Annotated in this window: 17 protein-coding genes and 1 other RNA gene; 6 read left to right on the top strand and 12 right to left on the bottom strand. The window is 40.8% G+C overall.

Annotation, left to right across the window (positions count from 1 at the left end; translation table 11 throughout):
• Nucleotides 1–167: 167 nt before the first annotated feature.
• The 4 genes from AACL23_RS01900 to arcA all read right to left on the bottom strand — a co-directional run bounded on the left by AACL23_RS01900 (nucleotide 168) and on the right by arcA (nucleotide 4,377).
• The gene (locus tag AACL23_RS01900) at nucleotides 168–1,697 is read right to left on the bottom strand and encodes a hypothetical protein (RefSeq protein ID WP_339049769.1); all 1,530 of its coding nucleotides are present in this window, start codon (nucleotides 1,695–1,697) and stop codon (nucleotides 168–170) included.
• Nucleotides 1,698–1,932: 235 nt separating this feature from the next.
• The gene (locus AACL23_RS01895) at nucleotides 1,933–2,523 is read right to left on the bottom strand and encodes a hypothetical protein (protein ID WP_100096202.1); all 591 of its coding nucleotides are present in this window, start codon (nucleotides 2,521–2,523) and stop codon (nucleotides 1,933–1,935) included.
• 377 nt (nucleotides 2,524–2,900) lie between these two features.
• A complete protein-coding gene (gene mutH, locus AACL23_RS01885) occupies nucleotides 2,901–3,584 on the bottom strand; it encodes a DNA mismatch repair endonuclease MutH (RefSeq protein WP_016857949.1) in 684 nt (227 codons plus the stop codon).
• A 40-nt stretch (nucleotides 3,585–3,624) separates the two neighbouring features.
• Entirely contained in the window at nucleotides 3,625–4,377 is a 753-nt protein-coding gene (gene arcA, locus AACL23_RS01880) for a two-component system response regulator ArcA (RefSeq protein ID WP_339049763.1), read from the bottom strand.
• A gap of 561 nt (nucleotides 4,378–4,938) precedes the next feature.
• On the opposite strand from arcA, the gene thrA reads away from it, so the two are divergent.
• Genes thrA through folD form a run of 4 tightly spaced genes read left to right on the top strand, consistent with a single transcriptional unit; the run spans nucleotide 4,939 to nucleotide 10,530 of the window.
• Nucleotides 4,939–7,401: a bifunctional aspartate kinase/homoserine dehydrogenase I gene (gene thrA / locus AACL23_RS01875; protein ID WP_100096204.1), complete on the top strand. Its 2,463-nt coding sequence runs from the start codon at nucleotides 4,939–4,941 to the stop codon at nucleotides 7,399–7,401.
• Nucleotides 7,402–7,404: 3 nt separating this feature from the next.
• Nucleotides 7,405–8,334: a homoserine kinase gene (gene thrB / locus AACL23_RS01870; RefSeq protein ID WP_100096205.1), complete on the top strand. Its 930-nt coding sequence runs from the start codon at nucleotides 7,405–7,407 to the stop codon at nucleotides 8,332–8,334.
• 7 nt (nucleotides 8,335–8,341) lie between these two features.
• Entirely contained in the window at nucleotides 8,342–9,637 is a 1,296-nt protein-coding gene (gene thrC, locus AACL23_RS01865; RefSeq protein ID WP_339049759.1) for a threonine synthase, read from the top strand.
• 41 nt (nucleotides 9,638–9,678) lie between these two features.
• Nucleotides 9,679–10,530 carry a bifunctional methylenetetrahydrofolate dehydrogenase/methenyltetrahydrofolate cyclohydrolase FolD gene (gene folD, locus AACL23_RS01860; protein ID WP_100096207.1) on the top strand — a complete coding sequence of 284 codons (852 nt, stop codon included), beginning with the start codon at nucleotides 9,679–9,681 and terminating at the stop codon, nucleotides 10,528–10,530.
• A gap of 55 nt (nucleotides 10,531–10,585) precedes the next feature.
• Here the strand turns inward: folD and epmB are convergent, their stop codons facing one another.
• On the bottom strand, nucleotides 10,586–11,623 hold the full coding sequence (gene epmB / locus AACL23_RS01855; RefSeq protein ID WP_171967723.1) for an EF-P beta-lysylation protein EpmB: 1,038 nt from the start codon (nucleotides 11,621–11,623) through the stop codon (nucleotides 10,586–10,588).
• A gap of 37 nt (nucleotides 11,624–11,660) precedes the next feature.
• Between epmB and efp the strand changes: the two genes are divergently transcribed.
• Both efp and pfkA read left to right on the top strand, forming a co-directional pair.
• The gene (gene efp / locus AACL23_RS01850) at nucleotides 11,661–12,227 is read left to right on the top strand and encodes an elongation factor P (protein ID WP_015874249.1); all 567 of its coding nucleotides are present in this window, start codon (nucleotides 11,661–11,663) and stop codon (nucleotides 12,225–12,227) included.
• Between the two features lie 83 nt (nucleotides 12,228–12,310).
• Entirely contained in the window at nucleotides 12,311–13,294 is a 984-nt protein-coding gene (pfkA, locus tag AACL23_RS01845) for a 6-phosphofructokinase (protein WP_015874248.1), read from the top strand.
• 72 nt (nucleotides 13,295–13,366) lie between these two features.
• Here pfkA and rnpB read toward each other — a convergent pair.
• The 7 genes from rnpB to AACL23_RS01810 form a co-directional block, all read right to left on the bottom strand.
• Nucleotides 13,367–13,746: RNase P RNA component class A (rnpB, locus tag AACL23_RS01840), an RNA gene on the bottom strand.
• Nucleotides 13,747–13,923: 177 nt separating this feature from the next.
• Nucleotides 13,924–16,800 carry an autotransporter domain-containing protein gene (locus AACL23_RS01835; RefSeq protein ID WP_339049754.1) on the bottom strand — a complete coding sequence of 959 codons (2,877 nt, stop codon included), beginning with the start codon at nucleotides 16,798–16,800 and terminating at the stop codon, nucleotides 13,924–13,926.
• Nucleotides 16,801–17,236: 436 nt separating this feature from the next.
• Complete coding sequence (sucD, locus tag AACL23_RS01830) at nucleotides 17,237–18,109, bottom strand: succinate--CoA ligase subunit alpha (protein WP_100096211.1); 873 nt, start codon at nucleotides 18,107–18,109, stop codon at nucleotides 17,237–17,239.
• Nucleotides 18,109–19,275 carry an ADP-forming succinate--CoA ligase subunit beta gene (gene sucC, locus AACL23_RS01825; RefSeq protein ID WP_100096212.1) on the bottom strand — a complete coding sequence of 389 codons (1,167 nt, stop codon included), beginning with the start codon at nucleotides 19,273–19,275 and terminating at the stop codon, nucleotides 18,109–18,111. The genes sucD and sucC overlap by 1 nt, the downstream gene beginning before the upstream one ends.
• A 117-nt stretch (nucleotides 19,276–19,392) precedes the next feature.
• Nucleotides 19,393–20,679, bottom strand: coding sequence for a 2-oxoglutarate dehydrogenase complex dihydrolipoyllysine-residue succinyltransferase (gene odhB / locus AACL23_RS01820; protein WP_339049750.1), 1,287 nt, complete (start codon nucleotides 20,677–20,679; stop codon nucleotides 19,393–19,395).
• 41 nt (nucleotides 20,680–20,720) lie between these two features.
• A complete protein-coding gene (gene sucA, locus AACL23_RS01815) occupies nucleotides 20,721–23,525 on the bottom strand; it encodes a 2-oxoglutarate dehydrogenase E1 component (RefSeq protein WP_100096214.1) in 2,805 nt (934 codons plus the stop codon).
• Nucleotides 23,526–23,561: 36 nt separating this feature from the next.
• Nucleotides 23,562–24,278, bottom strand: a complete 717-nt coding sequence (locus AACL23_RS01810) for a succinate dehydrogenase iron-sulfur subunit (RefSeq protein ID WP_029589065.1) — start codon at nucleotides 24,276–24,278, stop codon at nucleotides 23,562–23,564.
• Nucleotides 24,279–24,319 lie beyond the last annotated feature (41 nt).

Raw genomic sequence — 24,319 nt, 5'->3', positions numbered from 1 at the left:
TTGTGTCAAACAACTGCTTTTGTTTAGCTCTAGTCTTGAAGTTAAGCTTTCGAAGCTGCTCGGTTTGTTAAAATTTATTTTTTTTCTGTGCTTCACTCATCAGTTTTATTTGGTCCGTTACTTCTGTGCTGCCTTAAATCAGATTGATAACGTGATAAATTTTCCAATCACTCTCTTGATTTCCTCCAGCATTTTACGATTTCGTTTACTTCTTGAATATCTTCATTTCCTATGATTGTAGTTATTTCTTGAATTAGTTTTTTGTTTCTTTCACGTAAGATTTCTATTTGAGAATCTAAATTTTTTATTATGTTATTTAAAATTTGATTTTCGTGCATGAATGTATAAGCAACAGTTTCGGTTGATTTTTGAGATTCAAGTAAAATTTTGTTTTCTGTTTTTAGATCCTCGTTTTCAGCAGTTAGTTTTTTAATTGATGACATCCCATCTACGTCTGCTGCAACATTTCCCATGTTCAATACTTGAGAACTAAGCTCTTTAAGCAATATTGCGTTTTTAATATTTAACTGAATTTTTTCTTTTAGTAGAGGGATGATGTGTTTTTCGGTGTTGTCCGAATGCTCTTTAATCTGAGCAGATAAGATATTTAGATTCGCTTTTAAATTTAATAAGTTTGTGGTTTGATCAATTGGTTTCTGATTATTGTTTAACTCCACGAGTTGATTCGTTATATTTTTAATTTCATTTAAAATATAGCTACATTCTTTTTTTATTGCGTTCATGCAAATGGATGATGCAATATCTAATTTTTCTTGTATTTCTACATCACTCAGAGTTTCATTTGAACTTAATTTTTCAGTTAGACTCTGTACGACAGAAGAAGCTGTTTTTTCTTGAGATTTTTTTAAATTATTAAATTGTTCAAACAGAAAGTTCATTCTTTGACTTAATTTTGATAATTCTTTGTTTGAATCTGCTTGAATTGTTGCCCGATTTTTTCTAAGTATCTCCTTTTTATTAAAAAATTTCTGGTAAAATTTTACGCCTTCCGCTAATTCAGCTCGCTCAACTTTCAATGCGCTTATTAGAGTGTTTAATTTTTCCTTACTCTCTAATTCATTTTCTTTAAATTTTTTTAGATTGTTGTTTTCTGCAGTTAGTTTTGTAATTATGGATTCTAGTTGTTTTTCGTTTTTTTCTAACTCATCTTGCATTTTGTTTTTAAAGAAATTGCTAATTTTTTCTTCTACTAATTCTTTTTTCTGATCAATAAGCTGAATTTTTGTCTTATCGCCAAAAATTTTTTTAAATACATTTTTAAAAAAATCTATCAAACTACTTTCTTTATTTAAAGAACGTTTATCATCAATAGCTAAGTGGCATTCAACTTCATTACCTTGTTTTCTTTCAAAATAAACAAGTCCAGTAGTAGAGGTTTCTTTATTGTTGCTAGTATCACTTTTACTCAAAGTAAATTTAATATATCCATCTCCATCTTCTTCATTGAAACCAAAGTCATCGGGATTAATTGTGAGATTTGTATCTTTTTCTATTTGATATTTTCCCCCAATGATGGAGTTTAAGCTTTCTTTTATGTTTGAGAAATCAGGAATTTCTAAATTATTTTCATTTTTAATATTTTTTAATTCTTGCACAAGATTACTCTTAACAAGATTTTTTGTAAATATTATTGGTTTATAAGAAGGTGATGAATATATTTGTGTTAAGTTTTGCATAAATATGCCTGCATTTTGTTTTAATGATGGTTTAATAGGTAAAATAATCACTGCATTTTTATTTTTAATTTATAAGTTGATTTTATTGTAAAAATAAATAGTTATATTTTCCGCTGATTTTTAAGTAAAATTTTTTTTCTTCTGTTGGTTTTTTAATTATGAATTCTAATTCTTTTACTTCGTTTTTGAACTTACTCCTGCATTTCTTTTTCTAAAAAATTTTTAATATTTTGTTCTATTGGTTCTTTTTTGTATTAATAAGCTCGAATTTTGTCTTATACCCAAAAATTCTTTTAAATACATTTTTAAAAAAATCGATTAAGTGACTTTTTTTATTTAAAAATCTTTTATCGTTGATGGTTAATTTAAATTCTACAAAATTACTACTTTTATCTTTACCTGATTTTTTTTCAAAAAATACACATCCTTGAGTAGATATATTCTTTTTATTGTCATGCAATTCAAATTTAATAATTATTTTTTCGTTTTTATTGCCTTCATTGATAGGGCATTCCATAATTTTTAACTCAGCATTTCCTATTTTATATTTCTCACCAATTATAGCCTGTAAGATATCCATGAATTCTTTTTCATTCTTTATGTTAGAGTACTCACGAAAATCACTGAATATGCGGCGTGCGACTAGATCCTCTAAAGCTGGATCTGTTGATGAGATGTTGTTGATCAAGTTAACTGTAGCTTTATTTTTAAAAACATTGGATGCATATTTAAAACAATCAGACATCTTTGTTTCTTCTTTATTGAAGAGATTTTTTTTAATTGTTATTGATCTATTAAAAAATAATGAACTTACTGGGGTTAACATTTTTATAAATTTCCTTGTATTTTTATCATGGTTTAAGAAGTCAAATAGTGACGGCACTTTTTTACTAACCTAACCCTTTACAAGGGTAAACTTTTTAATACTGAAAAAGCTTTCAAATAACGCTTAAATTTTATAAATTTTGACCCTGATTTTTGATTATCTTAAAAATCTTCAATCATTCATAACAAAAAATATCGCGCTAATATCGCGGCAGTAAAGGTTTTTTTTAAATAAAATCCTCTTGGTAAAGTCATTGTAGGTTGTCCCATTTCTCCTGTATTTATGGCCATCAGTTTATCTAGATTGAGTCATGTTCAACATCCGTGATTTACCTTAGATTTATCAGATTTCGGTAGTCGTTTTTATTTCTAACTTTCTTATAGTAAAAAATATCGCGCTAATATCGCGGCAGTAAAGGTTTTTTTTAAATAAAACCCTCTTGGTAAAGTCATTATAGGTTGGCCTGTTTCGCCTGTTGCTGCTGTTAAAATACGACTATTCGCGGCTTTTGGACGTAGTTGTAACACTTCACCATGGTGGGCACTGATATGATTAATTTGCCCCATAATAATTCGCTCCATCAGCTCTTCCCAATCTTGTTGTAGTGCTTTGTCTTCATCAAGATTTGGGCTCCAAAAAAAGGGGGTACCGACACGCCTTTGGGTGAGCGGGATCTGCCGCTCACCTTCTATGGGTACCCATAAAACTTTTGCTAACTTTTTTCGTAAATGACTATTTTCCCAAATAATCCCTGTATTTCGAGTTAAAGGGGCGTAACACACAAAAGTCGTCTCTAAAGGCTGACCTTTAACATCAACAGGAATGGTTTTGAGCTCAACCCCTATATCTGCAAAATCCTGCTCAGCTTTACTGCCTGCTCGTGCCCCCAAATAATATTCCAGCAATAAACCTACCCAGCCTTTATCCTTTTTTAAATCAGGTGGGACCGTCCATTTGGCCAGGCAGGCTAATTCCCCTAAAGAGGAACCTGATATCCTCTGGGCTCGAAGCAAAAGTTGCTCCTGATTTTCAGGGGGCTGAGGGCGGGTATGCATACTCATATCAAAAATATTTTCATATTAAAATGCACTGTTCATTATTTTATGTTTCGTTTAAGCCCTTATCAGAAGAGTTTTCAATCGTCTCTATATGAGCGCAAAAACGATATCCTTCACCATGGATGGTAGCGATGATTTCCATTCTATCAACAGAGAGCTCAAAATACTTGCGTATACGGCGAATCGTCACATCCACCGTGCGATCGTTTAATTTAAGTTCACGCCCTGTCATTTTTTTAAGTAGGGTTTCACGTGAATGAATTTTTCCTGGATTTTCGCAAAAATGCAGAAGCGCTCTAAATTCACTACGTGGCAATTTATACATCTCCCCTTCAGGATTTATCAGAGAACGACTGTTAATATCCAGTTTCCAACCATTAAATAGATAACTTTCAATCCGTTGAGTTTTTTCTGGTTGCATGCTGATGAGCATAGTGCGAGAAAGTACATTACGAGCTCGAATGGTTAATTCTCGAGCATTGAAAGGTTTGGTGATGTAGTTGTCTGCACCAATTTCCAAGCCTAAAATTTTATCGACTTCATTATCACGCCCCGTAAGAAAGATTAACGCCACATTTTTTTGTTCACGAATTTCTCGAGCTAGAAGAAGACCGTTTTTACCGGGTAGATTGATGTCCATAATAATCAAGTTGATATTTTCTTTTGATAAAATCACTTGCATTTCTTCACCATCACTTGCTTCATGCACAAGATAACCTTCTGCTTCAAAAATACTTTTTAATGTATGACGAGTGACGAGTTCGTCCTCTACTATCAAAATTTGCAACGCCCGCATATTTTTTACCTAAAATTTTGTATGACAAAAAATAGACACAAGAATGTAAACATTCTGTGCTTGATAATAAAATGAATTTATTACTGTTACTAAAATGATTAAATATATTTTTTATTTAAAATATATTATTATTTATGAATTAAAATTAAATTTTAAATAGATTTTTAAAAATACATGAGATTAAACTCGTTTTGTTTATTCAATAAGTTATTTAAAAAATACACGTATTATAATAACATTATATCTTCGAAAGATATAAAAATATTCATATTAAAAAATAATTTTTTATTTTTTAATCGATTTAAAATATTTAATGTTAAATGAGCAAACCTTTTTATATTAAATATTTAAAGCTGCAACTTATATTTGTAATTAATTTAATTGCGTTATTTTTTATTTTTTATTATTAATTTTTATTTCATTTTGCTTTTTACTAATCAATTTTATTTTGAGCTTTGTATTTTTATCTCACATATCCATTTATAGAAAAATATCTCATCTTGAAGAATCCATGAAATCTGGCATCATTCGTTTCTTTCAAAATGGATAAGAAGATAAAAGATGCGTGTCCTGAAATTTGGTGGAACCTCAGTAGCAAATGCGTCGCAATTTTTACGCGTGGCCGATATTATCGAATGTAACCGTGTTCATGGCCAGGTGGCGGTGGTGCTTTCTGCCCCCGCTAAAATCACTGATCATCTTTTGACCATGATTGAAATCGCCTTTTCTGGTCAGTCTGTCTCTCAATATTTACAACAAGCTGAAAGCATTTTTTTTGATCTTTTACAGGGGCTCAACGCGGCTCATCCTTCATTGCCTTACGATCCCCTTAAAAAAATGCTACAGGCAGAATGGACTCAGATTCAACAAAAATTAGATGGAATTGCTTTGCTCGGATTGTGTCCTGACAGCGTGAAAGCCTCTATTATCTGCCTCGGTGAAAAACTCTCTATTGCTATTATGGCCGCTATTTTTCAGGCCAAAGAGGCGTCTATTACTGTCATTAATCCTGTAGAAAAAATTTTGGCTTACGGGGATTATCTTGAATCTACTGTTGATATTGCAGAATCCTCTTTACGTATCTCTCAAATGGCGATTCCGAAAGATCATGTAATTTTTATGGCCGGTTTTACTGCGGGTAATGAGAAGGGAGAATGTGTTTTGTTGGGTCGTAATGGTTCAGATTATTCTGCCGCAGTGTTAGCCGCATGCTTAAAAGCAGATTTTTGTGAAATCTGGACGGATGTGGATGGGGTTTATACTTGTGATCCCCGTTTGGTTCCCGATGCAAAACTGTTGAAATCGATGTCCTATCAAGAAGCAATGGAATTGTCTTATTTTGGTGCGAATGTATTACATCCGCGTACAATTGCCCCGATCGCGCAATTTAAAATTCCTTGCTTCATTAAAAATACGCGCAATCCTCAAGCCCCTGGTACCCTAATCAGCCATCAACAAGCCAGTGATACTGAATATCCTGTTAAAGGCATTACCAATCTCAATCATGTCGCGATGATTAACGTATCTGGGCCTGGGATGAAAGGAATGACCGATATTGCCGCCAGAATATTTTCAGTGATGTCGCGTAAGGGGATCTCCGTTATTTTGATCACTCAATCTTCTTCTGAATACAGCATCAGTTTTTGTATCCCTGGGAACAAATTATTGTATGCACGCCTGGCCTTAGAAGAAGAATTCTATTTAGAATTAAAAGAAGGCATTCTAGATCCATTAGACCTCATGGAAGATCTGGCTATCATTTCTGTGATTGGAGATAGCATGCGGACCTTGAAAGGCATTTGTGCTCGTTTCTTTTCGGCTTTAGCGCGAGCGAATATTAATATTATTGCGATTGCTCAGGGCTCTTCTGAACGTTCTATTTCTGCTGTGGTCAAAAACGAGGTGGCGACCACCGGTGCCAGAGTGTGTCACCAAATGCTTTTTCATACCGATCAAGTCATGGAAGTTTTTATTATTGGTGTCGGTGGGGTGGGCAGTGCATTAATAGAACAGATTCGTCGTCAGCAATCCTGGCTCAAGCACAAACAGATTGATTTGCGTGTCTGTGGGATCATTGATTCAAAAGTCATGTTAACGCATTTGCATGGTATTGATTTGAACGATTGGCGGGAGCAATTGGCACAAGCCCACACTTCGTCTGACCTCAATCAGCTGACGCATTGGGTTAAAGAGCAGCGTTTATTGAATCCTGTCATCGTAGATTGCACTTCCAGCACACTCATAGCAAACCAATACGTGACATTGCTTTCAAACGGTTTTCATGTCGTCACACCCAATAAAAAAGCCAATACGGATTCTATGGCCTACTATCATGAATTAAGAAAGGCAGCCGCTCAATCCTGTCGCAAATTTTTATATGATACCAATGTCGGCGCGGGGCTACCTGTAATTGAAAATTTGCAAAATTTGCTCAATGCCGGCGATGAGCTGATCCAGTTTTCTGGCATTTTATCAGGCTCTCTTTCTTTTATTTTCGGGAAGCTCGATGAAGGCATGACCCTTTCAGAAGCGACACTTGACGCAAAACATAAAGGTTATACGGAGCCGGATCCTCGAGAAGATTTATCGGGGATGGATGTGGCTCGCAAGCTTTTAATTTTGGCCCGGGAAGCGGGTTACCAGCTTGAGCTAGGCGACATTGAGGTTCAGTCGGTGTTGCCCGCTAACTTTGATATTTCAGGGGATGTTGACACCTTTTTGAAACGTTTGCCTTCATTAGATGCGGATTTTAAACAAAAAGCATCAGACGCCAGGTCACAAGAAAAGGTTTTACGCTATGTTGGATTGATTGAAAATCAAATCTGTAAAGTACGAATAGAAGCGGTTTCCAGCCATGATCCTCTCTATAAAATTAAAGACGGAGAAAATGCACTTGCATTTTACAGTCGTTACTATCAACCCTTGCCTTTGGTGTTACGAGGATATGGCGCTGGTAATGATGTCACGGCCGCGGGGGTTTTTGCGGATCTGTTACGGGCCTTATCCTGGAAGCAGGACGTTTAAAATATGCTGAAATTTTTTGCACCCGCATCCATTGGTAATTTGGGCGTGGGTTTTGATGTATTAGGAATGGCGATATCGCCTATTGACGGCACCTTACTCGGCGATTGTTTAAGCATCGCCCCGGCAGAACAGTTTGATCTGGAGATTAAAGGGTCTTTTTCCGATAAATTACCTAAAGAGCCCCAAAAAAATATCGTCTTTCGGTGCTGGAAAAATTTTTGCCAAAAAATAGGCAAAGATGTGCCGGTGCAAATGCGGTTAGAGAAAAATATGCCAGTGGGGTCAGGATTGGGATCCAGCGCGTGTTCTGTGGTTGCGGCCTTGGTGGCCATGAATGAATATTGTGCGCATCCCCTGGATCAAAACGCGTTGCTTTCTTTAATGGGGGAAATGGAAGGCCTGATTTCAGGCAGTGTTCATTATGATAATGTGGCGCCCTGTTATTTAGGCGGTCTGCAGTTCATATTAGACACACAAAGCAGGATCAGCCAGAGCATTCCCCTTTTTTCTGATTGGCTTTGGGTCCTCGCTTATCCAGGCATTAAAATTTCGACGGCTAAAGCCAGAAATGTGTTGCCCGCCCACTATTCCAAACGCGATTGTGTGGATCACGGGCGTTATTTGGCTGGTTTTATTCATGCGTGTTACAGCCAGCAGCCTGATTTAGCGGCAGAATTAATGAAAGATGTCATTGCAGAACCCTATCGTTTACGCATGCTGCCTTCTTTTTTAACCGCTCGTCAAAAAGCGAAAGAAATGGGCGCATTAGCAACCGGTATTTCTGGATCCGGCCCCACTCTGTTTAGCGTTTGTCCCAACCTGAAAACCGCCACGAGCATCTCAGACTGGCTCCAGCATCATTATTTAGAGAACGACGCAGGTTTTGTACATATCTGTCGCCTGGATAGCCTGGGTGCACGATCAGTAGGATAAAAACACAATGAAATTTTATAATCTGAAAGATCAGAATGAACAGGTCAGCTTTACGGAGGCGGTGCAGCGAGGTTTAGGGAAACAGCAGGGGTTGTTTTTTCCGGCCACATTACCCGAATTCACCCAAAAAGAAGTGGCCACGTTGCTCGAGCAGGATTTTATCACTCGGAGCCTCCCTATTTTATCCGCCTTTATTGGTGATGAAATTCCTCAAAACACCTTGGCTCAGGCCATCAAAACCGCGTTTTCTTTCCCTGCGCCACTCGTTCGCATAGATGACAAAATCGCTTTATTAGAATTATTTCACGGCCCGACCCTGGCTTTTAAAGATTTTGGTGCGCGATTGATGGCGCAAATACTGTCGATAGTGGGTAAAAACGATCCGATCACTATTTTAACAGCCACCTCGGGAGATACCGGCGCTGCAGTGGCAAACGCCTTTTTGGGGTTGAAAAATATCCAGGTGGTGATCTTGTATCCTCGTGGAAAGATAAGCCCGCTTCAAGAAAAGCTGTTTTGTACGTTAGGACAGAATATTCATACCCTCGCGATTGAGGGAGATTTTGATGCATGCCAATCCATGGTAAAACAGGCATTTGAAGAAACTTCTTTAAGAAAAACCCTTAAGCTCAACTCTGCGAATTCGATCAACATCAGCCGTCTTATTGCCCAGATTTGTTATTATTTTGAAGCCGTGGCTCAAATCCCTCCTAACCAGCGTAGCGAGCTGGTGATCTCTGTGCCAAGTGGCAATTTTGGAAATCTGACCGCCGGTTTACTGGCAAAAGCCTTGGGTTTACCGGTCAAACGATTTATTGCCTCGACCAATGTCAATGATACCGTCCCTCGTTTTTTGATAGAGGGGCAATGGCGGCCTGAAAAAACCAAAGCCACCTTGTCGAACGCCATGGATGTCAGTGAACCGAATAACTGGCCCCGAATTGAGGCCTTGTTTCGTTTTAAAAATTGGTCATTGAAAGAATTGGGATATGGCGTGGTGAACGACAAAACGACTGAAAGGACCTTATTGGAACTCAATGAATTAGGCTGTCTTTCTGAACCCCATGCAGCCGTAGCTTATCGTTTGTTACGTGATCAGCTTCAAGCAGGAGAATCCGGCATATTCCTTGGGACGGCTCATCCTGCAAAATTTAAAGACAAGATAGAGCCCATTCTAAAACTGAGACTGGACTTACCGCCTGAGTTAGCACAAAGAGCAAATTTGCCTTTATTATCCAGGAATTTACCGGCGGATTATCGAGCTTTGTCCGATTTTTTACGAAAGTTACCGCTTTCTTTTTAATTTATCCGATCATCAAGTTGTAAAATACTGAGTCTCTCGACATGTCAGCCAAAATTATGGATGGTAAAGCCATCGCGCAGCAAATCAAAAATGAAGTCGCTCATGGCGTACAAAAACGCCTCAAACAAGGGAAACGTGCCCCTGGTCTGGCGGTGATATTAATCGGTGAAAATAGCGCGTCTCAGATTTATGTGGCGAATAAACGTAAGGCCTGTGAAGAAGTTGGGTTTGTTTCGTATTGTTATCCGTTGCCAGAAACAACCTCTAAAGCAGAACTGGTGTCTTTAATAAAGCAGCTTAATCAAGATCCTGAGATAGATGGCATCTTGGTTCAGTTGCCTCTACCGGAACGCTTTGATAGCGCGAACATGTTAGAACAGATACGCCCCGATAAAGATGTCGATGGGTTTCATCCTTATAACATTGGCTCTTTATGTCAAAGGATACCGAAATTACGCCCCTGCACACCTCTGGGCATCATGACCTTACTGGCGCGCTACGATCTCGATCCTTGTGGCTTGAATGCCTTGGTCGTGGGCGCCTCTAACATTGTGGGGCGGCCGATGAGCCTGGAATTGTTGCTGGCCGGTTGTACCACCACGGTCGCACATAGATTCACTCAACATCTCCAGCAACATGTTGAAAACGCGGATTTACTGGTGGTGGCAGTGGGGAAACCCTCTTTTATCCCTGGCACCTGGATCAAACCCGGCGCGATTGTGATAGATGTTGGTATTAATAGATTGCAAAATGGTCGCGTGGTAGGGGACGTAGAATTTGATATGGCTGCAACCAGAGCGGCATGGATCACGCCTGTTCCTGGCGGAGTCGGCCCCATGACGGTGGCCAGCTTGTTGCAAAATACGCTAAAAGCCTGTATGGAACGCACTTAACTTTTTTGTTTGCCAAAATCACCTGTGCTGGATTTTTCGTAACCCCCCCGCTCTCTTATGGCGCAGAATATGATAATAACTGCAAATCAATCGGTATTTTACTGGGCTCACCAGCGACTTCTCTGGTGAGTCTCGGCACCAAATAACCTGATACTTGACCTAAAAGTGCCTTCATAATTTGTCGTGCTTCGTGTTCCTCCACCATAAAATGCGCGGCACCCTGCACCTTGTCTAGCAAATGGAGATAATAAGGCAAAATTCCGGCGTTAAATAATCTATTGCTTAGCTGAGCCAATATTTCGGCGTTATTATTCACGTCTTTTAATAAAACGGTTTGATTGAGCAAGGTCACGCCCGCCTGTTTTAGGCGGTACATACTGTTATAAACGGTCTGATCCATTTCATTAGGATGATTAATATGGGTCACCATCAATATTTGCAAAGAAGAATTTGAAAAAGATTCACACAGTCTTGTTGTAATGCGAGAAGGGATCACGATAGGCAATCGGGTATGAATACGGAGCCGCTTAATATGTGGAATGGATTCTAAAACGGTGACTAAAGAAGCCAATTCAGGATCTTTGGCCATTAAAGGATCGCCCCCCGAAAAGATCACTTCATCTAATTCAGTGTGTTTTCTAATATAATTGAACACCTGCTCTCTATTGACTTGAGATCCCTTGTTGTTTTGATAAGGAAAATGACGGCGAAAGCAATAACGGCAATGGACTGCACAACCTCCTTTAATCAACATCAATACGCGATTACGATATTTATGAAGCAGGCCAGGCAAAACCGCTGCTTGTTCGTATAAGGGATCGGCACTAAAACCAGAGGTGTGAACGAATTCATCAGATAACGTCAGTACCTGTAATAAGAGGGGATCTTTGGGATCTCCAGGTGTCATTTTCTCTGCGAACGCGATGGGCACACGCAAAGGGAATAAAGCACGCGCGTGCGCGCCTTGTCTTAATTTTATGTTCTTCTCCAACTTTAAAAAAGACAATAATGCGAGAGGATCAGTGATAACATTGCCAAGTTCTTGTAACCAGTTTTCTCTGGTTGGGTGAGTGTCAGTGACCATATTTTTCATTGTTAACTTTAATTATCCGTTTCAAAAAGGATCATAGATGGCCACTTATTCTAGCAACGAATTTCGTTCGGGTCTTAAAATCATGTTAGACGGTGAACCCTGTTCTATCATTGAGAGTGAATTTGTTAAACCAGGCAAAGGCCAGGCGTTTGTTCGAACTCGTATTCGAAAATTAATTTCAGGGAAATTACTGGAAAAAACCTTTAAATCAACAGACAGCGTTGAAGGTGCAGATGTCGTCGATATGAATTTAATTTATCTCTATAACGACGGTGATTTTTGGCATTTTATGAATAATGACACCTTTGAACAATTGGCAGCGGATGTGAAAGCAACAGGTGAAAGCGCGAAATGGCTGGTCGAACAGGCTGAATGTATTTTGACATTGTGGAACGGACAACCCATTTCTGTGACGCCCCCTAATTTTGTGGAGCTTCAAATCGTTGACACCGATCCAGGTTTGAAAGGCGATACGGCTGGCACAGGGGGGAAACCGGCGACTTTAACCACAGGCGCCGTCGTTAAAGTGCCCTTGTTTGTCCAAATCGGCGAAATCATCAAAGTAGATACGCGTTCTGGTGAATACGTATCTCGTGTTAAATAAACTAAATCGATATATTTTTTCTCCTCAAACTGAATATTTCAGTATCATTGAATGATTCATTATATCTAGAATAAGAGAGAGCTATGGTTAAAAGAATAGGAGTATTAACCAGTGGGGGGGATGCACCAGGTATGAACGCCGCAATACGAGGTGTTGTCCGCTCTACTTTATTTAAAAATAAAGAAGTTTTTGGTATCTACGACGGCTATCAAGGTTTGTATGATAATCAGATACAACAACTCAATCGTTACAGCGTATCCGATATTATTAATCGAGGTGGCACGATTCTTGGCTCTGCCCGTTTCCCTGAATTTACTCAAAAAGAAAACCGGGCAAGGGCCATCAAAAATCTGAACTCACATGGGATTGATGCGCTGGTAGTGATTGGGGGAGACGGATCTTATGCCGGGGCTGAATTGCTCGCAAAAGAAGGCGGTATCCATTGTGTCGGTTTACCTGGGACTATTGATAACGATGTGGCAGGCACAGATTACAGCATTGGCTTTTTTACTGCGTTGCAGACAGTGGTCGAAGCGATTGACCGCCTACGTGATACATCCTCTTCACATCAACGTATTTCTATTGTTGAAGTCATGGGGCGTCATTGTGGCGATTTGACCTTAGCCGCGGCTATCGCAGGGGGATGTGAATTTATTGTGATACCAGAAGTCCCCTTTGATCGTAAAGAGTTGATCACAGAAATTAAGGCAGGTATTGCCAAAGGCAAAAAACACGCAATCATCACTATCACTGAGCGTATTTGTGATATTAATGAATTATCTCAATATATTGAAAAGGAGACAAAAAGAGAAACCAGGCCTACAGTATTAGGGCATATACAAAGAGGTGGAGCCCCTGTTGCTTACGATCGTATCCTGGCTTCTCGAATGGGCGCTTACGCAGTGGAATTATTGGTCCAAACTGATCACAAGGCAATATTGAGTTGCTGCGTGGGCGTTCAGAATGGCAAAATGCGGCATGCTCCCATTTCTGAGTGTATTTCTATAGACAATAAACGCCAAAAATTTAAAGAAGATTGGTTAGATGTCGCCAATACATTATTTTAAGCTTGTTTTAACCATCCACTCAAAAAGGAATTGAAGCGATCGATTGGACTTTGCTGACATGTGATTTTTTGAAAAGTAAGTTAACCGATAAGCCGGGTTTTGTCGTGGACAGTCATTCATCTAGGCCAGCAATCGCTTGATGGCTCAAGCAACCTACCCGAGTTCAGTACGAGCCGCACTATGTGAACCCCTATTTGGTCTTGCTCCGAGTGGAGTTTACCTTGCCACGATTGTTACCAAACGCGCGGTGTGCTCTTACCACACCCTTTCACCCTTACCTGATCCTCATATTTCAGGCCATCGGCGGTTTGCTCTCTGTTGCACTTGTCGTAGGCTCACGCCTCCCAGGCATTACCTGGCACTCTGCTCTATGGAGCCCGGACTTTCCTCCCCTTCTATTTTTTGTTTTTTTAATAAACATCAAAAGAAGCGGCGACTGTCTGGTTAACTTACTGGCGGATTATAGCCATATAAAAAAAAATAGCATCCTGAATATGTGTTATAAAAACTGAAACCCGCTCTAGAGCGGGTTTCAGCGGTTTTCATTTATTTCAAGCGATTGATATCCGTTATATTTTAATCAAATGGCCTCATTGGCAGGTAATCGAACATCGCTGTTTTAGTGCGTATTAGATAAAGTTGATACGAAAACCTAAATTCAACAGGTGATTGATTTTTCCATAACCTCCCATTTGTGCGTTGTAACCCGCTTGCCAGCTGAAAACAGGGGTGGATTGAGTATTGAAGCCAATCCCTACCCAGCCAGAGTGTTTGGGTAAGTCGATCCCTTTGACCCAATGATGTACAGAAGGGAAACCGACAAATGTCGCTTTATAACTCAAATCGTCTGCTTTTAAGCTCCGTTGATAAAGCCCGTAAGCCTGGACCCAGCTTGACCCCGCGGCCCAGTCAAAACGGTGAGCAAAACGGACACCCAGTAAGCCAGAAGTTTGATCGTAACTCGCCGCATTGGCCTTTAGAGCAAAGGCAGATTCGTCGCCTTTTTCTGCAAAAGCGCCGCGAGTGATCCGGTCATAGGCCAAACCAACGAACGGGGTGATGCGAGATTGGTTGCGATGCATGACATAGCCCGTTTCTAGATACCCTGACCATAGGTTATCTTTATGTTTTGCGCCGATCATTTTTTCATTATTGGTCAGAATTTTACGTTCCGTTTTATTGTTGATAGAGGCCCAACCTAAACGCCCTGCAGTGTACCAGCCTCGGTTTTGACCATATCGACTATAGACAGACACGCCGATATTACGTGATGTAGACTGCCCACCCCAACGGTCAAAACTGGCTTGCCCCCTCCCCGCCAACACTGCACCGCCTATAACCCAATTGTCATTGATGCGGGTGTCTGCGCCCCATTGACCGCCCCAAAAATCGGTTTTTCCGGTCGCAAAGCCCGTTTGTTTCAGTTCCCCTTTTCCTCCGTAAAGGTCAAACCACATGCCAGAGCTGGCTGAATTTTGTGTGATTTGATTTAAACGATTGCCTAAAACCCGGTTGATCATCGCGGATTGCTGGAAACTTAACGCTAAACCTGAGGCATACAATTGACCGGAAAGACTGTCCAGCATGTTGCCCAGTGTTTCTGGATCTGATGTGGTTAAGAGACGTTGTATTTCTGGTCTGGCCTGTGCCATTTTTTGCCTGTCTGGAGCTTTATTCAATGAGCTCGTTAAGGATTGTGCAACCGCATTGTAAGTTTCATCATCATTGCCCAGGATTTCTCTTTTTGCTCTCCTTGCTTCATAACCAATTCCTTCTTTGTCCTTTACTATGATAATAACAGTTTGACCATCGCTTCCATATTCAATTGTAAAATCATGTGTTTTTATTGGTTGATTACGTTCGTCGACGCCTTCTATTGAAGAAAATCTTCCATTCAAAATTCCTTTGGAAAGTAATGCTATATAATTATTGAGGGCAATTTCTTTTTCATCAACAAGCACGTTAAGTTTAGGATTATTTAAGAATATATTCTTGTTTACAAATAGCACGCTACCATTCTCACTGATCAAAGTAGAATTTTCATTTAAAGTTAATGTGCCGTCTACAATGCTTGTATCAAGAGATAATGTTGAATTTGGAGAAAATTTTTTACGAGTCAAGAGAAAGCCATTGTTGGTAATATCAGCATTGACCATTCCGTTTGCGATCTTAAAATTAGCTTCCTTATCAATAGTGACATTTGAATTCAGTACTCCCCCAAGAAGTGATAACCGGCCTTTTTTTACATGAGTGTCTCCTGTGTAGGAATTTTCTCCTGTTAAAATCAATTCCCCCTCGCCTTTTTTTATCAAACCTGCATCACCGTCGATATTATTGCTGAAAACATAGCCTTGACCAGCCTGGTTGGTGACATCCGCCACAAAAGAATATTTTTCCTCGTCAGTGACGCCCTGGAGGTCCGTTAATCTTTTATCAAATAGACTTGGGCCATTAATGGCTTTTTCGGCATCCACCACTCCCCAGCCTGTATCGTCACTGAGTTCTTTTTTATGAGCGTTAGAACCTGAGGTTAAGATTACCTGGCGCAGATTATTTACGGTCATCCAAGGGTATTTTCCCGAAACCAATGCGGCTATCCCTGAAACAATAGGCGCGCTATAGCTTGTGCCGCGATACATTTCACCTCTCATCCAAAGCTGCATAGGAGCCCCAATACAAAAATTCTTTGCTCTGTAACATTTTACAGAACCGTTGTCTATTTCTCCATCGGGATACACTCCAACTACCGCGATCCAAACTCTTTCAAGTTGTGGACGAAAATAAGGTAGCCCACCTGTGTAGGGATGACGAATAATAGAGTCATTTCCCGCGGCCCAAATGTGTAAAACCTGAAAATCGTTGACTGATTTTTCCAGGTATGCAATAAGCTGTTGTTTTTTTGCAATTATTCCAAACCCATATGCAGAATTGTCAAGAGTATAACTGTGATTAATGATTTTTATGTTGTTATTTAACACCAGCTCCCCAATCTCCTCAATATTTATGAGTTTTGCTTTATTTACATTATTAGGTTTATGATTTACATAAAAAACATGACTTTCAGGCGCCACTCCTCCAGCAAAATTACCTGTTTTATTGCCTACAATCATCGATACTACTGATGCGCCATGCCCAAACTTCTGATTTTCTGCAGTGGTGGAGGGATTTATCTCATTGATTTTTTTTTTGTCCAGCTCTGGAACATCAGGTATATCTCCACTGTCGATGACCAGTATATTAACACCTTGACCTTTATGTCCCTGTTGATGCACTTTTTTGATTTTAGTCTGGTCTAGGTAATCCTCAACAAAAATTCGTTCCCAGCTCTCAGGTTGTTTATCAGGGTTAATCTGAACACTTGGTGTTGGTGGAAGAGCATATGTCCCCCCGCTCCCTCCACCACCACCTCCACCTCCTCCACAGGAGATTAATGTAGTTAAGAGAGACAGTTTCCCGATTTTTTTTACAAAAGAAGGTAATACCAAAAGGTTAAATTTTTTCATCATGTTATTTTTTGTAAGTTGTTTGTGATATAGCTGATTGTTATGAAGCAATATCATTGCATAATGAAAGTGTGAGGTTGTGTTTCGTTAAGAGTAAAAACATGAAGAAAAAGAAATGTAATTTTTTTTAAGCAGCCAAAAGATAAAATGGCTCTGAAGGGGGTATGATTTTTTTTTGGGATGAGGCGTGATTCTCGCTAATCTATAAATATTTTAAATAAAATTAACAATCGGCTTTAGTTAAAACGGTTTATTTTTTAATTTTTCCCTGATAAAAAAATCATATTAAAAATAAAAAAGAATTTTTTTATAATAGGGTTGAATCGAAAAAAATTTTTTTGATAGAAAGAGGGGGATGAATTCAGGCTAATATTGATTTCATTTTTAATCCATAAAGTAACGCGTTGCTCACGCGTTACCTCAGTATTTTCTTGATCGATTATGATAAAATGTTGATCACCGCTTGGCCAATATCGGTCAGGCTATGGACCGTTTTTACCCCCGCCGCTTCCAGGGCTAAAAATTTTTCTTCCGCGGTTCCTCGTCCTCCTGAAATGATGGCGCCCGCATGTCCCATACGCTTTCCTTTCGGCGCTGTCACTCCTGCGATATAAGCCACGACCGGTTTTTTAAATGACATATTTTTGATGTAATCTGCGGTTTCTTCTTCTGCGTTTCCACCAATTTCACCTATCATGACAATTACTTCTGTTTGAGGATCCTGTTCAAACAACGTGAAAATATCAATGAAATGAGAGCCTGAAATAGGGTCTCCTCCAATACCCACACAGGTCGATTGACCTAAACCAACATCGGTGGTTTGTTTGACGGCTTCATAAGTTAATGTGCCTGAACGTGACACAATGCCAACCTTGCCCGGACGATGAATATGACCAGGCATAATCCCAATTTTACAGGCGCCAGGCGTAATAATCCCCGGGCAATTCGGGCCTATCATTCTCACATGGCTTTGTTTGAGTTTCTCTTTGACGATCAGCATGTCTAACGTCGGAATTCCTTCCGTAATGCAAACAATCAGAGTTATGCCCGCATCGATGGCTTCAAGAATCGAATCTTTGCAAAAAGGCGCAGGCACATAAATAACAGAAGCCGTCGCCCCAGTTTTTAAAACCGCTTCTTTGACCGTATTAAATACAGGTAAGCCTAAATGGGTGGTTCCTCCTTTACCTGGAGTGACGCCCCCAACCATTTGAGTGCCATAAGCGATGGCGTGTTCTGAATGGAAAGTGCCTTGGCTGCCGGTAAAACCCTGGCAAATGACTTTGGTATTTTTATCCACTAAAATAGACATTATTTTTCCTTCACTGCTGCAGCAATTTGCTTTGCCGCATGGGTTAAACTGTTTGCGGCAATAATATTAAGGCCACTGTCAGACAATTTTTTAGCCCCTGGTTTGGCATTGTTACCTTCAAGACGGACCACGACGGGGATTTGCATACCCACTTCGGCAACGGCAGCGATAATGCCATCTGCAATTAAATCGCAGCGTACAATCCCCCCAAAAATATTAACTAAAATCGCTTTGACTTTTTCGTCAGACAAAATAATTTTAAAAGCCTCTGTGACACGTTCTTTGGTGGCTCCCCCGCCAACATCCAAAAAATTAGCAGGTTCAGCACCATACAGTTTCACCATATCCATTGTGCCCATGGCAAGGCCCGCGCCATTGACCATGCACCCAATATTGCCCTCTAACGCCACATAATTTAATTCAAATTGCGCCGCGTGCGCTTCACGGGCATCTTCTTGCGTGACATCATGAATCTGACGTAATTCAGGTTGCCGATATAGGGCGTTACCATCTACGGTTAATTTTGCGTCCAAGCAAATAAGTTCTTCCTTTTTGGTGATGACCAAAGGGTTAATTTCTAGTAGCGCTAAATCACATTCTAAAAACAATTTTGCTAAATTCATGAAAATCTGACTGAACTGGCTGACTTTTTTACCAGTTAATCCCAGTTGAAATGCCAGTTCACGCCCTTGGAAAGGCTGTGGTCCCGTCAAAGGATCGATCGTCACTTTGTGAATGAGATGCGGGGTTTTTTCTGCGACTTTTTCAATCTCAACGCCGCCTTCGGTAGAGGCCATAAAAACGACACGGCTTGAACTGCGGTCTATCACAGCGCCAAGATATAATTCTTGAGCAATATCTGTTGCAGCCTCTACTAAAATGTGATGAACAGGCTGACCCTGCAGATCGGTTTGGTAGGTCACCAAATTTTTACCCAACCACTGCTCGGCAAAAGCGCTGACATCTTGCGGGTTGTTACATAATTTGACCCCCCCCGATTTCCCTCTGCCTCCTGCATGCACTTGACATTTTGCGACCCAAAGATCTCCGCCAAGCTCTGTGGTCGCTTTTTCTGCTTCATCCGCTGAGCGACAGACATACCCTTTTGGAACAGGCAAGCCCCGTCGAGCAAATAATTCTTTTGCTTGATATTCATGTAAATTCATTATGTTATCCCATGTACAGTGTTGATGAGGCGGGCTGAACGTAGAGCCATTCCCCAGATTTTAATTCTAAAGGAAATATTGAGTAAGGCTGAACAGGGCTGTTTTCAGCCCTATGTTTTATAGATCAAGCAATAAACGAACGGGATCCTCAAGCATGTGTTTGATGGTCACCAAATAACCTACAGATTCACGACCATCCACCAAACGGTGGTCATACGAAAGCGCTAAATACATCATTGGGAGGATCACAACCTGACCTTTGACTGCCATTGGGCGCTCCTGGATGGTATGCATGCCCAAAATGGCACTTTGAGGAGGATTAATGATGGGGGTAGACATGAGTGAACCAAAAACCCCTCCGTTAGTAATGGTAAAATTCCCCCCAGTTAATTCGTCAACCTTGAGCTTACCGTCACGCCCTTTCAGCGCCAGAGACTTAACCTGTTTTTCAATATCCGCCATGCTTAAGGTATCCGCATCACGCAGAACAGGTGTGACAAGACCACGTGGCGTAGAAACCGCAATACTGATATCAAAATAATGGTGATACACAATATCCGTGTCATCAATAGAGGCATTAATTTCAGGATAGCGTTTTAGGGCTTCTATCACCGCTTTCACATAAAAAGACATTAAGCCTAAACGTACGCCATGGCTTTTTTCAAAAGCCTCACCATATTTTTTACGTAAATCCATGATGGGCTTCATATTCACTTCGTTAAAAGTGGTTAACATGGCCGTGTTATTTTTTGCCTGCAGCAAGCGTTCAGAGATTTTTTTACGCAGGCGCGTCATGGGGACACGTTTTTCACTACGATGTATGCCCATCTGCTCTGCAGCAGCAGAAAAAGCGGTATTTTTTGAAATATCAGAAGCTTCGCTCTGGGAGATAGGTTGAGAGGGGATCTTTTTTGAATCGTTTTGAGCGGATAAATATTGTTCGACATCTTCACGAGTCATACGCCCACCCGGGCCCGTGGCTTTGATCAGGCGAGCATCAAGCTCATGCTCAGCAATCAGGCGACGAATGGCTGGGCTTAAAGTCTCTATTGTTTGTGATTCGTTTGTGACATCTGACGCTGGCTTCTCACTGGATTTTTTTTCATTGGCAGAGGTCGATGTGCTTTTCTGTATTTTTTGAGACGTAGATTCAGAAAAGACATCTTCTAGCCGCATTTGACCCAGTTTTTGGCGTGAAACGACGGTGGCGCCTTCATCCTCTGCTATCGAATCGAGGATACCAGAAGTGCTTGCTGGGACTTCTAAAACGACTTTATCGGTTTCAATTTCCACTAAAACCTCATCGCGTTGAACCCTTTCGCCTGGTTTTTTATGCCAAGTGGCCACAGTGGCATCTACCACAGACTCAGGTAAATCAGGCACCAGAATATCTGTATTATTCATTATTCATTCCTATGTAGTGACGATTTTGCACGAGCAAAGCGCTATTCGATGGTTAAAGCGTCGTTAAGCAAATCTTTTTGTTGTTTTTGATGCACTGAGAGATAACCCACAGAGGGAGAGGCTGAGGCCGGCCGGCCCGCATAACGTAAGGAAGCAGCAAAAGGGATCACCTCTCGAAAATGATGTTGACTACAATACCAGGCCCCTTGATTCAGAGGTTCTTCTTGACACCAAACAAAATCATGCACATGCGCATAGGGCTCAAAAAGCATTTTTATTGCTTGATGGGGAAAAGGGTAAAGTTGCTCAATACGAATAATCGCCACATTATCTTGCTGATTTTTACGACGTTGTTCTAACAGATCGTAATACACTTTGCCGGCACAGATCACAACACGTTTGATAGAATCGCTGTTTAGCTCATCCATTTCACCGATGGCCGGCAAAAAAGTGCCTTCGGCTAATTCTTTAAGAGATGAAATCGCTAAAGGATGGCGAAGCAACGATTTCGGGGACATCACCACCAACGGGCGTCTCATGGGTCTTAATGATTGACGACGCAACATATGGTAAACCTGTGCAGGCGTAGAAGGAATGCAGACCTGGATATTTTGCTCAGCACAAAGTTGCAGATAGCGTTCTAAACGTGCTGAAGAGTGCTCTGGGCCTTGGCCTTCATAGCCGTGTGGTAATAACATCACAAGACCACACATACGACCCCATTTTTGCTCTCCAGAACTGATAAATTGATCGATAACCACCTGAGCACCATTGGCAAAATCACCAAACTGGGCTTCCCAAATGGTTAAAGTACGAGGTTCCGCTGTCGAATAACCGTATTCAAAAGCCAGTACTGCTTCCTCAGATAAAACCGAATCCCAGACCTTAAAGTCACCTTGGTGTTGGTGAATGTTTTCTAAAGGTACATATGTTGAGCCATTTTTTTGATCATAAATCACGGCATTCCGGTGAAAAAAGGTGCCACGCCCTGAATCTTCACCTGATAAACGAATGGAAATGCCTTTATCTAGCAAGGTGGCGTAGGCTAATGTTTCGGCGGCACCCCAATCGAGGGGTTTCTTCCCTGCGGCCATTTCTGCGCGATCTGCATAAATTTTAGCGACTCGAGATTGCATGTCGATTTTTTCAGGGATAAGACTGATTTTTTTTGCCAACTCTCTTAAAGAGCCCATTTTAACTGTATTAGGGTATTGAGCATCCCATTCATGATTAAGGTAAGACTGCCAATTAAAAGAATGGGGCTTCATGGGACGCCATTCCTTCACCATGCCTTTACCCTGATCTAAAGCATCTCGATAAAGATTGACCATTTCGGTCGCGTCTTCTTGAGTGACGATATTTTCCTGAATTAATTTTTGTGCGTAGATTTCCCGAGTCGTTGGATGTTTTTTGATTTTTTGGTACATGATGGGTTGAGTCGCGCTCGGTTCATCCGCTTCATTGTGGCCATGTCGTCGGTAGCACACCAAATCGATCATAAAATCGCGCTTAAAAGTGTTACGAAAATCCAGGGCCAAACGAGCGACAAAAGCCACGGCTTCGGGGTCATCCGCATTGACGTGAAAAATCGGTGCCTGTACCATTTTGGCGACATCAGTGCAATATTCGGTGGAGCGGGCATCTTGGGGATTTGAGGTGGTAAAACCGATTTGATTGTTAATCACGATGCGCACTGTTCCGCCCACTTCATAACCTCGGGCTCGAGACATATTTAAGGTTTCTTGCACCACGCCTTGCCCAGTGATTGCTGCATCCCCGTGGATCGTGACGGGGAATACTTTATTGCTTGCTTTATCACTGAGGCGATCACGACGCGCTCGTACAGAGCCGATGACAACGGGGCTGACAATTTCCAAATGAGACGGATTAAACGCCAACGCCAAATGAATCAGGCCCCCTTCTGTTTCAATATCAGAGGAAAAACCTTGATGATATTTGACATCCCCTGTGCCGAGATGCTCTTTATGTTTGCCTGCAAATTCATCAAAAAGATCTTGAGGCATTTTGCCTAATACATTGATCAACACATTCAAACGACCACGGTGCGCCATACCCAGAACGACTTCTTTCATGCCCTGCTGACCTGCGTGACGAATCAGTTCTTTCAGCAAGATAACCAAAGCATCGCCGCCCTCGAGTGAAAAGCGTTTCGCTCCTGGAAATTTGGCCCCTAAATAACGCTCTAAGCCCTCGGCAGCCGTCAATTCACTTAAAAAACGCCGTTTTTCCTCAGGATCAAATTGAGGCTGCCCCATGATAGGTTCGATGCGTTGCTGTATCCAGAGCCTTTCTTCAGTATTGTTGATATGCATATACTCGGCGCCTATCGAGCCGCAATACGTCTTCTTTAATGCAGTGTATAAATCTGCCAATGTCATTGTTTTTTTTGGAATAGCAAAGGAACCGATGTTGAAACTGTTTTCAAAATCACTTTCAGTTAAATCATGATAGGCTAGATTAAGATCAGGAACGGGTTCGCGCTCCCATAAACCGAGAGGATCTAAATGCGCGTTTTGATGGCCCTGGAAGCGAAAAGCATTCATCAGATTGAATACTTTGACTTGCTTGGAATCGAGATCTAAGCCGTTACAGGAAGATAATAAACCCGCCTTGTTTTTTGCTAAATCTCGACAATATTGACGAACTTCTGAATGTAATGGTCTGGCCGTTTCGGCGGATGAAAATTGCTCAAAAATGGTTTTCCAGCTTTGTTCTACTGAATTGGGATTGATTAAAAAATCTTCGTAGAGTTGTTCTATATAGGATTGATTAGCTCCTGCCAGATAGGAAGAATTCAACCAAGCCTGCATTAGCCCGTTCTGCATGATGATCCTTAAAGCTGAAAGCTTTGATTTTTATAATTAAGCACCACGTTCTAATAACATGGATTTGATGTGCCCGATGGCGCGTGTTGGGTTGAGGCCTTTAGGGCAAACACTGACACAATTCATAATGCCATGACAACGAAAAACACTGAATGCATCATCTAAACCCTCTAAACGAGTTTGCGTTTGTGTATCCCTGCTGTCGATTAAAAAACGATATGCGGCTAATAACCCTGCGGGGCCCACAAATTTATCGGGGTTCCACCAAAATGAAGGGCAAGCAGTGGAACAACAAGCACATAAAATACATTCATATAACCCGTCTAATTTGGCTCTTTCTTCAGGAGATTGTAAATGTTCTCGGGCAGGCGGGTTTTTCCCGTCATTTAATAGGTAAGGCTTGATTTTTTCGTACTGGGCATAAAATTGGGCCATATCCACCACGAGATCACGCACCACAGGCAGACCAGGGAGAGGGCGAATGACCATTTTTTGATTGGCTTTAATCAGGCTCGACACCGGTGTAATACAAGCCAGCCCATTTTTGCCATTCATGTTCATGCCATCTGAACCACAAACACCTTCACGACAGGATCGGCGAAAAGTCAGGGTGGGATCTTTTTCTTTTAACGCAATGAGGGCATCGAGCAACATCATATCCCTGCCTTCTTCGAATGGCAGACTATAATCTTGCATTCGTGGCTTATCATCGACATCAGGATTATAACGATAGATTGAAAATTCGAGCGTCATGCGTTTTTTCATTTTTACAGCTCTCTTATACTTTTATTGTG

The sequence above is a fragment of the Candidatus Williamhamiltonella endosymbiont of Tuberolachnus salignus genome (assembly GCF_964019775.1).
GTDB classification, from domain to species: Bacteria; Pseudomonadota; Gammaproteobacteria; order Enterobacterales; family Enterobacteriaceae; genus Hamiltonella; species Hamiltonella defendens.
The sequence above is the reverse complement of the archived record's forward strand: the minus strand, read 5'-3'. Positions and strand labels throughout refer to the sequence as shown.

Coding starts and splice junctions, on each gene's coding strand:
- AACL23_RS01900 (WP_339049769.1), bottom strand. CDS start 1,697: ATGCAAAACTTAACACAAATATATTCATCACCTTCTTATAAACCAATA.
- AACL23_RS01895 (WP_100096202.1), bottom strand. CDS start 2,523: ATGTTAACCCCAGTAAGTTCATTATTTTTTAATAGATCAATAACAATT.
- mutH (WP_016857949.1), bottom strand. CDS start 3,584: ATGAGTATGCATACCCGCCCTCAGCCCCCTGAAAATCAGGAGCAACTT.
- arcA (WP_339049763.1), bottom strand. CDS start 4,377: ATGCGGGCGTTGCAAATTTTGATAGTAGAGGACGAACTCGTCACTCGT.
- thrA (WP_100096204.1), top strand. CDS start 4,939: ATGCGTGTCCTGAAATTTGGTGGAACCTCAGTAGCAAATGCGTCGCAA.
- thrB (WP_100096205.1), top strand. CDS start 7,405: ATGCTGAAATTTTTTGCACCCGCATCCATTGGTAATTTGGGCGTGGGT.
- thrC (WP_339049759.1), top strand. CDS start 8,342: ATGAAATTTTATAATCTGAAAGATCAGAATGAACAGGTCAGCTTTACG.
- folD (WP_100096207.1), top strand. CDS start 9,679: ATGTCAGCCAAAATTATGGATGGTAAAGCCATCGCGCAGCAAATCAAA.
- epmB (WP_171967723.1), bottom strand. CDS start 11,623: ATGAAAAATATGGTCACTGACACTCACCCAACCAGAGAAAACTGGTTA.
- efp (WP_015874249.1), top strand. CDS start 11,661: ATGGCCACTTATTCTAGCAACGAATTTCGTTCGGGTCTTAAAATCATG.
- pfkA (WP_015874248.1), top strand. CDS start 12,311: ATGGTTAAAAGAATAGGAGTATTAACCAGTGGGGGGGATGCACCAGGT.
- AACL23_RS01835 (WP_339049754.1), bottom strand. CDS start 16,800: ATGATGAAAAAATTTAACCTTTTGGTATTACCTTCTTTTGTAAAAAAA.
- sucD (WP_100096211.1), bottom strand. CDS start 18,109: ATGTCTATTTTAGTGGATAAAAATACCAAAGTCATTTGCCAGGGTTTT.
- sucC (WP_100096212.1), bottom strand. CDS start 19,275: ATGAATTTACATGAATATCAAGCAAAAGAATTATTTGCTCGACGGGGC.
- odhB (WP_339049750.1), bottom strand. CDS start 20,679: ATGAATAATACAGATATTCTGGTGCCTGATTTACCTGAGTCTGTGGTA.
- sucA (WP_100096214.1), bottom strand. CDS start 23,525: ATGCAGAACGGGCTAATGCAGGCTTGGTTGAATTCTTCCTATCTGGCA.
- AACL23_RS01810 (WP_029589065.1), bottom strand. CDS start 24,278: ATGACGCTCGAATTTTCAATCTATCGTTATAATCCTGATGTCGATGAT.